The sequence below is a fragment of the Paenibacillus sp. FSL R10-2736 genome, from assembly GCF_038000245.1.
Classification (GTDB): domain Bacteria; phylum Bacillota; class Bacilli; order Paenibacillales; family Paenibacillaceae; genus Paenibacillus_AQ; species Paenibacillus_AQ phytohabitans.
The window spans coordinates 2,975,179-2,988,256 of the sequence record NZ_JBBOBN010000001.1 but is presented as its reverse complement, the minus strand read 5'-3'; the positions used below and the strand labels follow the sequence as shown (position 1 = coordinate 2,988,256).

Below are 13,078 nucleotides of genomic sequence, written 5' to 3'. Positions count from 1 at the left end.
TCCGAACTAATATGCTGTTATGATAAACGCGCTGCCAGCTGTTTGTCAACAGGCACTCTTGAATTTTTTAACAAAATCTAATTAAATAATGCCTTCAAGCTCATTCAGCTCATGAATGGTGGCAATCGGCTGCACGTTCAGCGACTCATCCCAGGCATGGTTACGCTTCAGCCAGATGGTATCCATTCCGGCCCGGACTGCCCCCCAGATATCATTCACCGGATGGTCTCCTATGAACAGGGTCTGGTCAGCGGTTGAACCCAGGCGTTCCAAGGCCAGCCGGTAAATCTGCGGGTCCGGTTTGCTGATTCCGACTTCACCGGAAATTACGATGGTACGGAAATAGGGGCGCAGGCCGAGCAGATCAATTTTGCCATATTGAATATCCCTGCTGCCATTCGTTACCAGTCCCAGCGGATAGCCGCGGCCTTGGCAATATTCCAGTGTCTCCACTGCATGCTTCATGATTGCCCCGTGGTGTATATAGGTTTCGTCGTAGTATTTCCGGATGTCCTCTGCCGACCGCACTGTCTGCCAAGGGAGAACCTCGCTTAGTTCTGCAAAAAAGCCATCCTTATCACGGTAGCCGTCAGCATCTCTGATTATCATATCTTCAACCACCCGGCCGGCTTCATCCTCATTCAGGTGTCCGAGAAAATCCTGTACAAATTTCATACTGAAGCTGCGGAAGGTCTGATCACGGTCCATCAGCGTATTGTCGAGGTCAAACAGTAAGGCTTGTACTTCCTTCATTCTTTCGTTCCCCTTATTTCATCAATTTCAATGATTCCCACACCAGAAATTCATTGTACTATGCACCGGGGAACAAAGAAAAGACCATTCTGTTAAGAAGAACAAACGCTTCTTTCACAGGATGGCCTCTATTTTCAGATCAGGTCCGGGACGCTTAAGATTCAAAATGCTCTGCGCGATGCGTAAGCATCATTTCCTCTTCCGTAATGTAAAGCGGGAACGGCGGCGTTTCCTTGAGATAACGTTCCGTGGAGAGCAGCCGGTAATGAACTTCTGGCAGCCAGGCATCTTCAAGCAGCGGGAGCTTGCCCGTGTCACTGATATAGTTATCTACAGCCGACTGCACCATGTCGAGATAATACGGTACCAGCTTGTCAGCTTCCTCAAAGATTTCAAAGGTTTCGCGGGACATATAGAACTTCTGTTGCGGGACCCCGCCCAAATATCGTTTAAGCCGGTTTAGATCAATACTTTTATCTTCCATAATCAGAGCAGTGCGGTTAATCGGCGCAGGCATATCTTCTTCAAATTGCCTAACAGCCTGCTTGATCTGCGGCAAGGTAACGGTGAGATGAACAGACGGCATATTTTTTTTGGCGCGTTTGAATATCATACTGAAAGTCTCCTTTCGAAGTTTATGTCAGATAACGCTTACAATTCCATTTTATTCGTTATTCAAACATTTAATCAGCAGATTCGAACTTGTCACACAAAATCCCCATTTATTAGATCATTATTTGACATTTTCCCAGTGAGTCCACAACTCCGGCGGATTCAGCTCATACTTCTCGTTCTCCCGGTACATGAATTGATGCATAATGAACTCCCGGCGGATCGTCGCATAATCCTCGTGAAACGGCTTGATGAATTCATTGATCTCTTTTTCGGAATAGACTACACCCGGCTCCAGCTTCTCCACCATATACTGCAGGGCGATCAGCTTCTTCTTATACTGTGCGGGAATCTGCCGCAGGCGTCCGTCCTTGGCAAAAAAATTACGCAGCACCGATTCCTTCAGGCTGCTCTCAGGCGACTCTTCCTCCATCTCTTCCACCCCCTTCGCAAAAATAAATTTCAGCGAGGCCTCTGAGCCCGCCTGAATAAACTCAGGATTCAGCTTGAAATATACGGTATTCTTGTCTCTGCGCTCCATGATCAGCGCAGCTTCGCGCAGTTTGGCGGCATGATGGGTAACGGTGGGCTGTGACAGGTTCAGCTTCTCGGCCAGCGCATGCCCGTGAACCTCGCCTTTGGACAAAAGCAGCAGAATCCGCAGCCGGGTCGGATCGGACAACGCTTTATGGTAAGCAACAATTTTATCTAACTGCATCGGAACACACTCCTATAGACATTTGAACATTCATAAACTCTGTTGTATGAAAATACATACCTTATCTGCTGCATTGCGTTTAGATATATATCTAATTATATACCTTTTTCAACGTTTGAGCAATGCTCTTGTTACTGGAAACACCGGGGAATGGCAAAAATCTAAAATATAAGGTACCATTTACTGAAAAGAATACTTACCCGAAAGGATGCAGCTATTATGAAAGACGTAATTATTATCGGTGCGGGTCCCTGCGGACTGTCTGCAGCTATAGAATGCCAGCGCCAGGGGCTCTCCAGTCTGATCATTGAAAAGAACTTTATTGTCCATTCTATCTACCTGTATCCGACGAATATGCAGTTCTTCAGTACAACCCCGCTGCTTGAAATCGGAGATGTGCCCTTCACCTCCCCGAACGACAAGCCATACCGCCATGAAGCCCTGGTCTATTACCGCCGCGCTGCCGCGCAGCATGGCCTCGATATCGCCGCCTATGAGGAGGCACTGTCCGTTCTGCCGCAGGAGGATGGCAGCTTCATCGTACATACACGCAACAAGCGCGGAGAAGAGCAGCACCATAGCGCCGCGAATGTAGTCATTTCAACCGGTTATTTCGACCAGCCGAATATGATCGGGATTCCCGGGGAAGAGCTATCCAAAGTAACCCATTATTTCGGTGAAGCCCATCCGTATTCCGGCATGAAGGTTGCCGTCATCGGGGGAAGCAACTCGGCGGTTGATGCCGCTCTGGAGCTCATCCGGGTCGGTGCCAAGGTGGATATGGTCTACCGTGGAAGCAGTATTTCGGAGAATATTAAGCCATGGGTGCGTCCGATTTTTGAGAGCATGGTCCAGAAAGGGAATATTACTCTTCATCTGGAGTCACGGGTAACGGAAATCACCCCGTCTTCTGCAGTGGTCACGGCAGGCAGCGGGGAGACACGCATCCTTGATAATGACTTCGTCCTTGCCATGACCGGCTTCCGTCCGAGCAGAACCCTTTTATCCTCGGCAGGTGTGCTAATGGACGATTCCCTCGATAAACCTGCCTTCAACCCTTCTACGATGGAGAGCAATATTCCCGGTATCTATGTCGCTGGCGTTATCGCCTCCGGACGGAATGCCAATGAGGTATTCATCGAGAGCGGTCGGGGGCACGGCAAACTGATTGCCGATCATATTATGAGCAAAAGGCTTTCTTAGAGAAGGAGTGCTTCTAAGCTATGGATATGACCTCGTTACTGCTGCTGGGTCTGGCCGCACTGGGGGTTATCAGCAGCAATTCTCCGGTCACGATTGCCATGGTCGTTCTGCTGCTGATCCGGGTGCTGGGCCTGCAGCAGGCTTTTCCCTGGCTGGAGAAATACGGGCTTACCGTTGGCATCATCATCCTCACCATCGGAGTGATGACACCGCTGGCCAGCGGTAAAATCTCGCTGCAGACGATCGGGCAATCGTTCCTGCACTGGAAATCGCTGGCCGCAATCGGCATCGGGATTCTCGTCGCCTATCTCGGCGGACGCGGCGCAGTGCTTATGGGCAGCCAGCCGACCATTGTGGCCGGGCTGCTGATTGGCACCGTCATCGGCGTCGCTTTTTTCAAAGGTGTGCCGGTAGGCCCGCTGATAGCGGCCGGCATCCTGTCGCTGCTGATTGGACGGATCTGAACCCCGCCGCAAAGATGAAACAGGCTGCATCTTCACCTAATCGGGTGAGTATGCAGCCTGTTTGTTGTCCTGCCTAATAAGTTGACGCCCTGCTGGCGCTTGGAGACCCTGTTAACCATCCAGCCGCTGCACATTGAACAGGCGGGCGTAGCTGCCCTCCACCGCCATCAGCTGTTCATGGGTTCCGCGTTCAGTAACGGCCCCGTTCTCCAGCACAACAATCTGATCGGCATAGGTTATGGTAGACAGTCTGTGCGCCACAATCAGTGTGGTCCGTTCTGAGGAGAGGGCCTGCAGCGACTGCTGAATCAGATGCTCTGATTCAAGATCCAGCGCCGAGGTGGCTTCGTCCAGAATCAGCACTTTGGGGTCCTTCAGGAATACCCGCGCTATCGCCACTCTCTGCTTCTGGCCTCCGGACAGCTTCACTCCGCGCTCTCCCACCTCCGTATCATAGCCTTCCGGCAGCTGCATGATGAAATCATGCGCATTAGCTGACACCGCCGCTGCAATGACCTCCTGCTCCCCTGCCTGCGGATTGCCGAACAGAATATTATCCCGCACGGAGCCGCTGAACAGGAAGTTATCCTGCAGCACCATGCCCACTGCCTTGCGCAGACTCTCCTGGGTCAGCCCTCTGATATCCTGCCCGTCCATCCGCAGGCTGCCTTCACTGATATCGTAGAACCGCGGAATCAGGCTTATCAGCGAGGACTTGCCGCCTCCGCTCATCCCGACAAAAGCCACCGTCTGCCCCGGAGCAATACGCAGATTGATATTGCGCAGCACCCACTCGTTCTCATCGTTATACTTGAACCATACTCCGCTGAATTCAATCTCTCCTGCGGGTGCCAGCAGCGGCTTCGCCCCCGGGGCGTCTACGATATCATAAGGCTCGTTCATCAGCTCCATCACCCGCTCCAGCGAAGCAGAAGCCTGGGTCAGCACAGTCGAGGAATTAATCAGCCGGCGAAGCGGTGCATACATGCGGTCCAGGTATCCGAAGAAGGCTACGAAGGTTCCCAGAGTCAGATTACCCTGGATCACCTGATATCCCCCATATCCAATGACGAGCAGCGGCGCGATATCCGTCAAGGTGTTGATAATCGCGAAGGTAAAAGCGTTCCAGCGCGTTTGCGCCATCGCTTTTTCCAGAAATCGGCCGTTAATGTCCTTGAACTGCTGCTGGTCCACCCGTTCCATGGTGAAGCTGCGGATCACCGCAATCCCCTGAATCCGTTCATGCAGATAGCCCTGAATGACCGCGAGCGCCTGGGACCGGTCCTTGGTGAGCACCTTAAGCCGCTTATAGAGGGTATTCACAGCAATGCCGTACAACGGCAGAATCGCAATCGAGACCAGCGCCAGCACCGGATTCAGGTAGAACATGAACCCGAGTGCAAAAAGCAGCGTGAACATGTCCAGCCAGACATTCATCATTCCGACCTCAACCAGATTCTTCGACTGCTCCACATCGTTAATAAATCTGGAGATCGCCTCGCCCACTTTGGTATTCTGGTAATAACGCAGCGACAGGCGCTGCATATGTCCATACAGCTTATTGCGCATATCGAAGAGGATCTTACTTGTAATCAGCTGGGCAAAATACTGGCGGTAATACTCTACCGGACCTCTGATAATCACGAACAGCACAAATGCGCCGCTGAGCACGATCATCAGCTTGGACACCCGGTCAGCAATGGTTAACGCAGGATTGCCCAGCAGATCATCTACTACATACTTCAAAATCATCGGCAGCGTCAGCGGAATACTGAATTTGATCATCCCGATAATTAATGTGAGCACAATCCATTTCATGTAAGGCCGTACGAAGGTATAATAAGATTTCCATTGTTTCACAGCCTTTTACGCCCTTTCCCGTTAATTGGTTTATCCGGACACTGTTGACATTTGCGCTCCGCAGTGTTTTTATAATTTTATTAGTTACGATCGCAGTACCTGAAATCCAGGAGGATAATGATGCCCAGACAATTTGTGACGGAAGCCGTCATGATGGCGATTTACGGCCAGCTTCTCGCACCGCGGAGCCCTGTAGAATATATAGTGCCTTACACTACTATTATGGAATTGTACGAACTACGGGACAGTGATGAGCCGGTGATGAGCCACGCTGACGATGACCAGCATGTGAAGCTGAGAATCCGCGAGCTGATCAACTATTTCGAGGAACCGCTCAATTCCAAGAAGATCAACCGCTGCCTCAATGTCCCGTGGGCCAAAAGCTCCGGCATTCTGCTCGGCGGACAGGCGCAGATTACCATCATCAACAGCCTCGACAACGCTTCCTACGGGGAAACCTTTGATCCGATCGAGACGGAGCTGCTGCTGGCCTCCCAGCGTGAGCAGGTACCGATTCTCACCGACCAGTTCGAGCTGATTCAGCGTATCATCGAAGGCGGAGTGCCGGTACAGGTGTTTGATATTGATGATTTCGAGTTCGCGATGGAAGAAGAAACATTCCGCAGCTCACCCTGAAGCCGCAGCAGCTGATGTAGGCAGAATGCCTAGCCGCTATGCGTTCTCACGTAAAATCCCTTGCCACTTGGCAAGGGATTTTGACATCTTTCACCGTAACGGGGCCTGCACCAATTCCTCACTTCCGGGTTATTCCTTTACCCCTCCGGCGACCGGCACAGGCTCATACTTATACTCGATATCATCCTCAGCCTCCGAATAGACAATCGACAGGCTATACCCCTCCATGTACCACAGATCCTGCTCTTCCATATAGAAAATAAGGCTTCCCTGCTCGAACTGAACAGCGGGACGGCCCGGCGGTTCTGTAGCTATTCCCAGCGAGAATCCGGGATGCAGACCGCCCCCTGAGCTATACCGGGGAAACAAACGGACATACGCTCCATTCTGGAGGCTCAGCTCTCTCTTGAACCAGGCGGCAGCTTCCGGGCTAATTAACATGTTCATCTCTCCACTCCTCCCGCATATCTCAAGTCTACTGACAAAACACAATACTCCAAATGACTTAAGTATATTTTATCATACAGCTTATTCGCAATTTGTTCAAAATTACATTTGACAATCCTTGAAGGGGGATGATAAACTCGGAACATAACGAAGCGTCTTCAAGTTATTACCAAATCAAAGAAAGGGTGAGCGCGGTGTTTACTATTGTTCCAGCATATTTCCTAACTATTGTCGGCAAATCCACACAACTGAATACCGAAGCAGCCCGAGTAATGGATAATTCCTGAGTATCATGCGTGTTACGCGTACCGTATGAATTCAGGCTAAGCAATTCTCTTCCATGTCTCTGTGCTGCGACAAGCACCGTGGACATGATAGTCGTAAATGACAGGCGTATCATCCGTTTTCGGATGGTACGCTTTTTTGCATGCTTTGAGAGAGTTATCCATTGTCCTGAAGCTCCACAATTTCCTTACCAAGCCGGCAAACAACATTCTCAACACGAAAGGAAGGGATTTCCCTTGTTCTCCGTTCTCCGCGATCTCGGCTGGTTCTTCCGCCGGGAAAAAAGGCGCTATGCTATAGGCCTTATACTGCTAATTGTGGTAGGTGTGCTTGAATTGCTGCCTCCCCGTCTCCTCGGTAACGCCATCGACGATATTGTCAGCGGCGCCATTACTGCAGGTTCACTAATGAAATATATAGGCATGATCGTGCTCATGCTGCTGGTAATTTACTGGATCACCTACATATGGATGCACAAGCTGTTCGGAGGTTCAAACCTGGTGGAGCGCCTGCTGCGCTCGCGCTTCATGAATCATCTCATGACGATGACACCGGCCTTCTTCGAGCGCAACCGCACCGGTGATCTGATGGCCCGGGCCACCAATGATATCCGTGCGGTATCAGCTACCGTAGGCTTTGGTATGCTGACCCTCGTCGATTCGACAGTCTATCTGACAGTAGTGCTGTTCGCCATGGGGTTCCTGGTCAGCTGGAAGCTGACACTTGCCGCAGTTATCCCGCTTCCGCTGATCGCGATAGCTATGGTCTTTTACGGCAAAGCCATTCACGACCGCTACAGTCTGGCGCAGGATGCTTTCGGTGACATGAACGATCAGGTGCTCGAATCCGTATCCGGTATCCGCGTTATCCGTGCCTATGTGCAGGAACGCCAGGATGAGAAGCGTTTCTCTGATATCACCGAAGATGTATACCGCAAGAATATGGCCGTAGCCCGGGTCGATGCTTTCTTCGAGCCGACGATCCGCTTTTGCGTAGGCCTCAGTTATATTATTGCACTGACCTACGGAATCTATCTGGTTTTCCGCAATCAGATCACACTTGGAGATCTTGTCTCCTTCAATATGTATCTCGGCATGATTGTCTGGCCGATGTTCGCCATCGGCGAGCTGATTAACATTATGCAGCGCGGCGGCGCCTCGCTGGAGCGGATCGATGAGACACTGCATGCCAAACCTGATGTGCAGGATGTTCCTCATCCCACCCCGGTAGAACATCCGTCATCTATTGAACTGAAGGATGTGACCTTCCGGTATCCTACCTCAACCATCGACAACCTGAGCGGAGTCAGCCTTTCCTTGTCGCAGGGCCAGACACTCGGGGTGGTTGGACGGACCGGCAGCGGCAAATCGACCCTGCTGAAACAGCTGCTGCATGAATATCCGACCGGCCAGGGTGAGATATTGATCTCAGGTGTTCCGATCGGGCAGATTGCCCTGGATCAGCTGCACAGCTGGATGGGCTATGTGCCGCAGGAGCAGATTCTGTTCTCCAAATCGGTACGCGAGAACATCCAGTTCGGCCATTCGGGAGCCGGCGATGAGCTCATTATGCAGGCTATAACGGCTGCAGCATTCCAAAATGATCTCGGCACCTTGTCCGACGGGCTCGACACGATGGTTGGCGAACGCGGTGTTTCCCTGTCCGGAGGACAGAAGCAGCGGGTCTCAATCTCCAGAGCCTTCATCTCTAATCCGGATATTCTGATTCTGGATGATGCACTGTCTGCTGTTGACGCGCGGACAGAAGCCAAGATCATCGAGAACATCCGTGAAGAGCGCAGCGGTAAAACCACGCTCATCTCCACCCACCGCCTCTCGGCTATTGAACACGCCGATCTGATCGTGGTGCTTGACGGAGGACATATTACGGAGCGGGGTACCCACCAGGAGCTGCTTGAACTGAACGGCTGGTACCGTGAGCAGTTCGACCGTCAGCAGGTTGAGAATAACCTGACGAATGAATAACCCGAAAATAAGTTACAACGTGCATATATCCATTATAATGTTCTGAAATATAGGAGGTGTCACCGTTGACACAGAGTACAGGCAAACGTCTGCTGCAGTACGCACTGACTGCCAAAAAAACATTCATAGCAGCCCTTCTGCTCCTCACCATCGGGGTAGCGGCTGAGCTGGCGGGGCCTTTCATCGCCAAGAGTATGATTGACAATCACCTGCTCGCGATTGAGAAGCCTTATTTCGAGACTGCTTCGCCTGAAGATGCTGCTGAATATAACAACAACTATTACAAGCGCGGTGACCGGTTTGCCGCAGATGAAGTCAAAGGCCAGGAAATCCGCCTGCTTCAGGCTGGCAGAAGCTTCTATTTCATTAATGAAGCTGTAGCCCAGACTGAAGGCGAACGGAGTTTCTCGGACGGGAACCTGCGCATCCAATATGGCGACCAGGCGACGGTCTATCCGGCCGTCAGACTGTCGGCTGATGACCTGTTTTCATTTTACAAACCAGAGTTCCCCGGGATTTATAAACTGGTCGCTCTATACGCCATGTTCCTGGTCATCTCCATAATTGCGGAGTTCGGCAAAACCTACTGGCTGCAATCATCAGCTAACCAGGTCATCCGCAAGCTGCGGACGGACGTGTATGCGCATATCCAGCGCCTCCCGGTGCATTTCTTCGATAATCTGCCTGCGGGCAAGGTGGTGTCCCGGGTCACCAATGATACGGAAGCGGTCAAGGATCTGTTCATTGCTGTATTGTCCAACTTCGCAACAGGGATTATTAATATTACAGGTGTATATGTTGCCCTCTTCCTATTGGACGTGAAGCTGGGTCTTGTCAGCTTGTTCATCGTGCCGATTATCATTGTCTGGATTGTGCTCTACCGCAAGATTGCAACGAAATACAATACGATCATCCGCTCACGCCTTAGCGAGATCAATGCCATTATCAATGAATCCATTCAAGGGATGTCCATAATCCGGATCTTCCGCCGCCAGAAGCAGAGTAGTGCGGAATTCGAACAGCTGAATGATGATTATCTGAAATACCAGAACAAAATGCTTAACCTGAATGCCTTCACGTCCCACAACCTGGTGAACTCCCTGCGCAGTCTCTCCTTCGTGCTCGTGCTGTGGTATTTCGGCTTCGGCAGTCTTGACGGTTCAACCTTCGTCTCCCTGGGCGTCCTTTACGCCTTCGTCGATGTACTGGGACGGATGTTCCAGCCGATTACAGGGATGGTCAACCAGCTGGCGAACCTCGACAGCTCGATGGTATCCGCAGGGCGCGTCTTCACGCTGATGGATGAGCCTGGAGAGCCGGTAACCGACGGTTCGATGCCGCGTTATAAAGGTGATGTTGTCTTCAAGGATGTATCCTTCGCCTACAAAAAAGACTTCGTCCTGCGCGATATCTCCTTCGAGGCGCGTCCGGGCGAGACTGTCGCTCTGGTCGGTCATACCGGCTCGGGCAAAAGCTCGATCATCAATCTGCTGTTCCGCTTCTATGATCCGCAAGCCGGAAGCATCACTATTGACGGCCAGGAGGTTAAGGATCTGCCGAAACAGTGGCTGCGCAGCCATATGGGCATTGTGCTGCAGGACCCTTACCTCTTCACCGGAACGATTGCCTCGAATGTCAGTCTCGGGGATGAGCGCATCAGCCGGGAACGTGTAGAGCGTGCCTTGCGTGAAGTAGGGGCTGACAAATTGCTGTCCCATCTGCCGCAAGGCTTCGACGAACCGGTAATTGAGAAAGGCAGCACATTGTCCGCCGGCCAGCGGCAGCTGATCTCCTTCGCCAGAGCGTTATCGTTCGATCCGGCGATCCTGATTCTGGATGAAGCGACCTCCAACATCGATACCGAAACGGAGAGCATCATCCAGCAGGCGCTGGAGGTGCTGAAGAAGGGCCGGACTACATTCATCATTGCCCACCGGCTGTCCACCATCCGCAGCGCAGACCAGATTCTGGTGCTGCACCGGGGTGAGATTGTTGAACGGGGCAGCCATGATGAGCTGATGGCACTTGGCGGACGTTACTTCCGCATGTATCAGCTTCAGCTGGGTGCCGGTGCCGGTAACGGTGCGGAGGCACCGGCCTCAGGCGCTGTCTCCTCTTCTACTTCCGCTGCCGGACTGCGTCCGTCACTGGAGCAGATTTAATCTTTGAGGATCAGCCAGCCTCTCTGCTGTTCACAAGCCCTCCTGATGCTGTAGAAGCTTCAGGGGGGTTCTTTCGCTTGAGTTCAGAACATTTGTTCCGTATAATGGAAAGCAATACATACGGATGGGGTGAAGGACTTGATGACCTATAGTCTGAGCAAGCGGCAAGCCCGGCTGTTCCTGCTGCGTCACCAGCGGCTGGTCACGGGAGGACTGAAGGAGGGCAAGATGAGCATCCACGAGTTCGTCCGCCACGTGGGCTGTATCCAATATGATCCGCTCAGCATCGCCGGACATAATCATGAGCTTGTGCTACAGGCCAGACTCCCGGGATTCCGGCCGGAAATGGCCACGGAGCTGCTCTATAAGGACAGGCTGCTGATTGACGGCTGGGACAAGAATATGTCGATCTACTGCACAGAGGACTGGCCTTATTTCCAGAGGCGCAGAGAAGCCGCCGCCAGGCATCAGGACAATGAAGCTATGGCTCCCATGGTCACCCATGTCCGTGAGGAGCTGAACTCGCGGGGTCCGCTCTCTTCGCTCGATCTGGAGAGCAAAGAGAAGATCGACTGGTCCTGGGCTCCGGCGAGACTATCCCGGGCAGCGATGGAGAGCATGTATTTCTGGGGAGAGCTATCCATTCACCACCGGGTGCATACCCGCCGTTATTATGATTATACGGCTAAGCTGCTGCCGGCCGGACTGCTCAGTGCAAGCGATCCGAATGTAACTATGGATCAGCACTATGACTGGTATGTGCTGCGACGGATCGGCAGCATCGGGCTGCAATGGAACAAATCCGGGGACGGCTGGCTCGGAATCTCCGGCCTGAAGAGCAAGGAGCGGACAGCAGCCGTGCAGCGCCTGCTGCTAAGCGATAAGCTCCGGGAGGTACGGGTCAAGGGCATCAAGCTCCCGCTGTATATGCGGACAATAGATGCCCCGGAGCTGGAAGCGGTACTGCGGCTGGATGACGCCGCTGATACAGGCACTGGCACACAAGAGATTACATTCGCAGCGGCGCTGGCTCCGCTCGACAACCTGCTGTGGGACAGAGAGCTGATCCGCCAGCTGTTCGGCTTCCATTACCGCTGGGAGGTATACAAGCCGGTGCTTGAGCGGGAATACGGTTATTACGTACTTCCCCTTCTATATGGCGACCGCTTTATCGCCCGGCTTGAACCGGTGATGGATAAGAAGAGCGGAATTCTTACCATTGTCCGCTGGTGGTGGGAAACCGGAGAATCGCTTGTTCCGGGCATGCTTCCCGCGCTCGTCAAGGCTCTTACTTCACTTGCCCGATCAACCGGAGCGTCCGCTATCCGGTTTGCGCCGGAAACTGTCCAGTCCTGCGGGCTGCAGGAGCTGGAATCCGCGCTGTCCTCTCCACAATAACCGCACAACATAAAGAGACTCCTCTTATCCGCAGGGTTTTTCTGCGTAAAGAGTGAGTCTCTTTGGTATGAACTGATAGGATGGCGTTACTTGATATGCTCTTCTTCAAGACCCAGCTTGCTGTACATCTCTGTACAATAGCCCTGCAGCTTAATCTCCAGTCTGCTTGCCTTGTTCTTAAACCGTTTCAATTCGCGGATCATATGGGCCCGTCCCGCCGGAGTGAACGTTTCCTGAATCCGTTCCTTGAAATAATCATGGACAATGTGGTTGCGTTCTTTCCATACTGCCTGAAGCTGGCTCGTTTCTTCCTCCGAGAATGGAAAGTGATGCTGGATTTCTTTGATGAGCTGGCCGAGTGAATTGCTAAGCTTGCGTTGATACAATTCTGATATCTCTGCGTCGGTTGGCGTTTTGCCCTGTGACAGCTTGGTCAGCAGCAGCAGATTAGTCAATTGCTGCTCCAGCGCCTGGCAATAATATACAGCCAGCCCGAAATAAGCAAATAGCTCTTTGGATTGTTCACTCTCCGGTACTTGTGTATCCTTCATCTTT

12 protein-coding genes are annotated in these 13,078 nt (G+C 52.2%); 6 read left to right on the top strand and 6 right to left on the bottom strand.

What is annotated here, in order from left to right; genetic code table 11:
* Positions 1–81: 81 nt before the first annotated feature.
* The 3 genes from NSQ73_RS12875 to NSQ73_RS12865 form a co-directional block, all read right to left on the bottom strand.
* Positions 82–753 carry an HAD family hydrolase gene (locus tag NSQ73_RS12875; RefSeq protein ID WP_039304635.1) on the bottom strand — a complete coding sequence of 224 codons (672 nt, stop codon included), beginning with the start codon at positions 751–753 and terminating at the stop codon, positions 82–84.
* Positions 754–907: 154 nt separating this feature from the next.
* Entirely contained in the window at positions 908–1,366 is a 459-nt protein-coding gene (locus NSQ73_RS12870) for a DUF3939 domain-containing protein (protein WP_039304638.1), read from the bottom strand.
* A gap of 120 nt (positions 1,367–1,486) precedes the next feature.
* Positions 1,487–2,083, bottom strand: a complete 597-nt coding sequence (locus NSQ73_RS12865; protein ID WP_039304641.1) for a DUF2087 domain-containing protein — start codon at positions 2,081–2,083, stop codon at positions 1,487–1,489.
* Between the two features lie 219 nt (positions 2,084–2,302).
* Here NSQ73_RS12865 and NSQ73_RS12860 point away from each other — a divergent pair, with 219 nt between their 5' ends.
* Together NSQ73_RS12860 and NSQ73_RS12855 are read left to right on the top strand one after the other, a co-directional pair.
* A complete protein-coding gene (locus NSQ73_RS12860; protein ID WP_039304643.1) occupies positions 2,303–3,286 on the top strand; it encodes a YpdA family putative bacillithiol disulfide reductase in 984 nt (327 codons plus the stop codon).
* A gap of 20 nt (positions 3,287–3,306) precedes the next feature.
* Positions 3,307–3,750: a DUF441 domain-containing protein gene (locus NSQ73_RS12855; protein WP_039304646.1), complete on the top strand. Its 444-nt coding sequence runs from the start codon at positions 3,307–3,309 to the stop codon at positions 3,748–3,750.
* A 111-nt stretch (positions 3,751–3,861) separates the two neighbouring features.
* Here NSQ73_RS12855 and NSQ73_RS12850 read toward each other — a convergent pair whose 3' ends face one another.
* Positions 3,862–5,610 (bottom strand): ABC transporter ATP-binding protein, encoded by a 1,749-nt coding sequence (locus tag NSQ73_RS12850; protein ID WP_340986723.1) that lies wholly within the window; start codon positions 5,608–5,610, stop codon positions 3,862–3,864.
* 120 nt (positions 5,611–5,730) lie between these two features.
* On the opposite strand from NSQ73_RS12850, the gene NSQ73_RS12845 reads away from it, so the two are divergent.
* Complete coding sequence (locus NSQ73_RS12845) at positions 5,731–6,246, top strand: hypothetical protein (RefSeq protein ID WP_039304650.1); 516 nt, start codon at positions 5,731–5,733, stop codon at positions 6,244–6,246.
* Between the two features lie 129 nt (positions 6,247–6,375).
* Here NSQ73_RS12845 and NSQ73_RS12840 read toward each other — a convergent pair whose 3' ends face one another.
* Positions 6,376–6,693 carry a HesB/YadR/YfhF family protein gene (locus tag NSQ73_RS12840; RefSeq protein WP_039304653.1) on the bottom strand — a complete coding sequence of 106 codons (318 nt, stop codon included), beginning with the start codon at positions 6,691–6,693 and terminating at the stop codon, positions 6,376–6,378.
* 521 nt (positions 6,694–7,214) lie between these two features.
* Here NSQ73_RS12840 and NSQ73_RS12835 point away from each other — a divergent pair.
* The 3 genes from NSQ73_RS12835 to NSQ73_RS12825 all read left to right on the top strand — a co-directional run bounded on the left by NSQ73_RS12835 (position 7,215) and on the right by NSQ73_RS12825 (position 12,523).
* Positions 7,215–8,963 (top strand): ABC transporter ATP-binding protein, encoded by a 1,749-nt coding sequence (locus tag NSQ73_RS12835; RefSeq protein WP_340986721.1) that lies wholly within the window; start codon positions 7,215–7,217, stop codon positions 8,961–8,963.
* Positions 8,964–9,028: 65 nt separating this feature from the next.
* On the top strand, positions 9,029–11,125 hold the full coding sequence (locus tag NSQ73_RS12830) for an ABC transporter ATP-binding protein (protein WP_144026004.1): 2,097 nt from the start codon (positions 9,029–9,031) through the stop codon (positions 11,123–11,125).
* Between the two features lie 141 nt (positions 11,126–11,266).
* Positions 11,267–12,523, top strand: coding sequence for a winged helix DNA-binding domain-containing protein (locus NSQ73_RS12825; protein ID WP_340986720.1), 1,257 nt, complete (start codon positions 11,267–11,269; stop codon positions 12,521–12,523).
* A gap of 86 nt (positions 12,524–12,609) precedes the next feature.
* On the opposite strand, the gene NSQ73_RS12820 is transcribed toward NSQ73_RS12825, so the two are convergent.
* The gene (locus tag NSQ73_RS12820; RefSeq protein WP_042137943.1) at positions 12,610–13,074 is read right to left on the bottom strand and encodes a hypothetical protein; all 465 of its coding nucleotides are present in this window, start codon (positions 13,072–13,074) and stop codon (positions 12,610–12,612) included.
* Positions 13,075–13,078: the final 4 nt, after the last annotated feature.

Bases quoted from the DNA above. Each gene is read 5' to 3' on its own strand.
- NSQ73_RS12875 (WP_039304635.1), bottom strand. From the start codon at position 753: ATGAAGGAAGTACAAGCCTTACTGTTTGACCTCGACAATACGCTGATG.
- NSQ73_RS12870 (WP_039304638.1), bottom strand. From the start codon at position 1,366: ATGATATTCAAACGCGCCAAAAAAAATATGCCGTCTGTTCATCTCACC.
- NSQ73_RS12865 (WP_039304641.1), bottom strand. From the start codon at position 2,083: ATGCAGTTAGATAAAATTGTTGCTTACCATAAAGCGTTGTCCGATCCG.
- NSQ73_RS12860 (WP_039304643.1), top strand. From the start codon at position 2,303: ATGAAAGACGTAATTATTATCGGTGCGGGTCCCTGCGGACTGTCTGCA.
- NSQ73_RS12855 (WP_039304646.1), top strand. From the start codon at position 3,307: ATGGATATGACCTCGTTACTGCTGCTGGGTCTGGCCGCACTGGGGGTT.
- NSQ73_RS12845 (WP_039304650.1), top strand. From the start codon at position 5,731: ATGCCCAGACAATTTGTGACGGAAGCCGTCATGATGGCGATTTACGGC.
- NSQ73_RS12840 (WP_039304653.1), bottom strand. From the start codon at position 6,693: ATGAACATGTTAATTAGCCCGGAAGCTGCCGCCTGGTTCAAGAGAGAG.
- NSQ73_RS12825 (WP_340986720.1), top strand. From the start codon at position 11,267: ATGACCTATAGTCTGAGCAAGCGGCAAGCCCGGCTGTTCCTGCTGCGT.
- NSQ73_RS12820 (WP_042137943.1), bottom strand. From the start codon at position 13,074: ATGAAGGATACACAAGTACCGGAGAGTGAACAATCCAAAGAGCTATTT.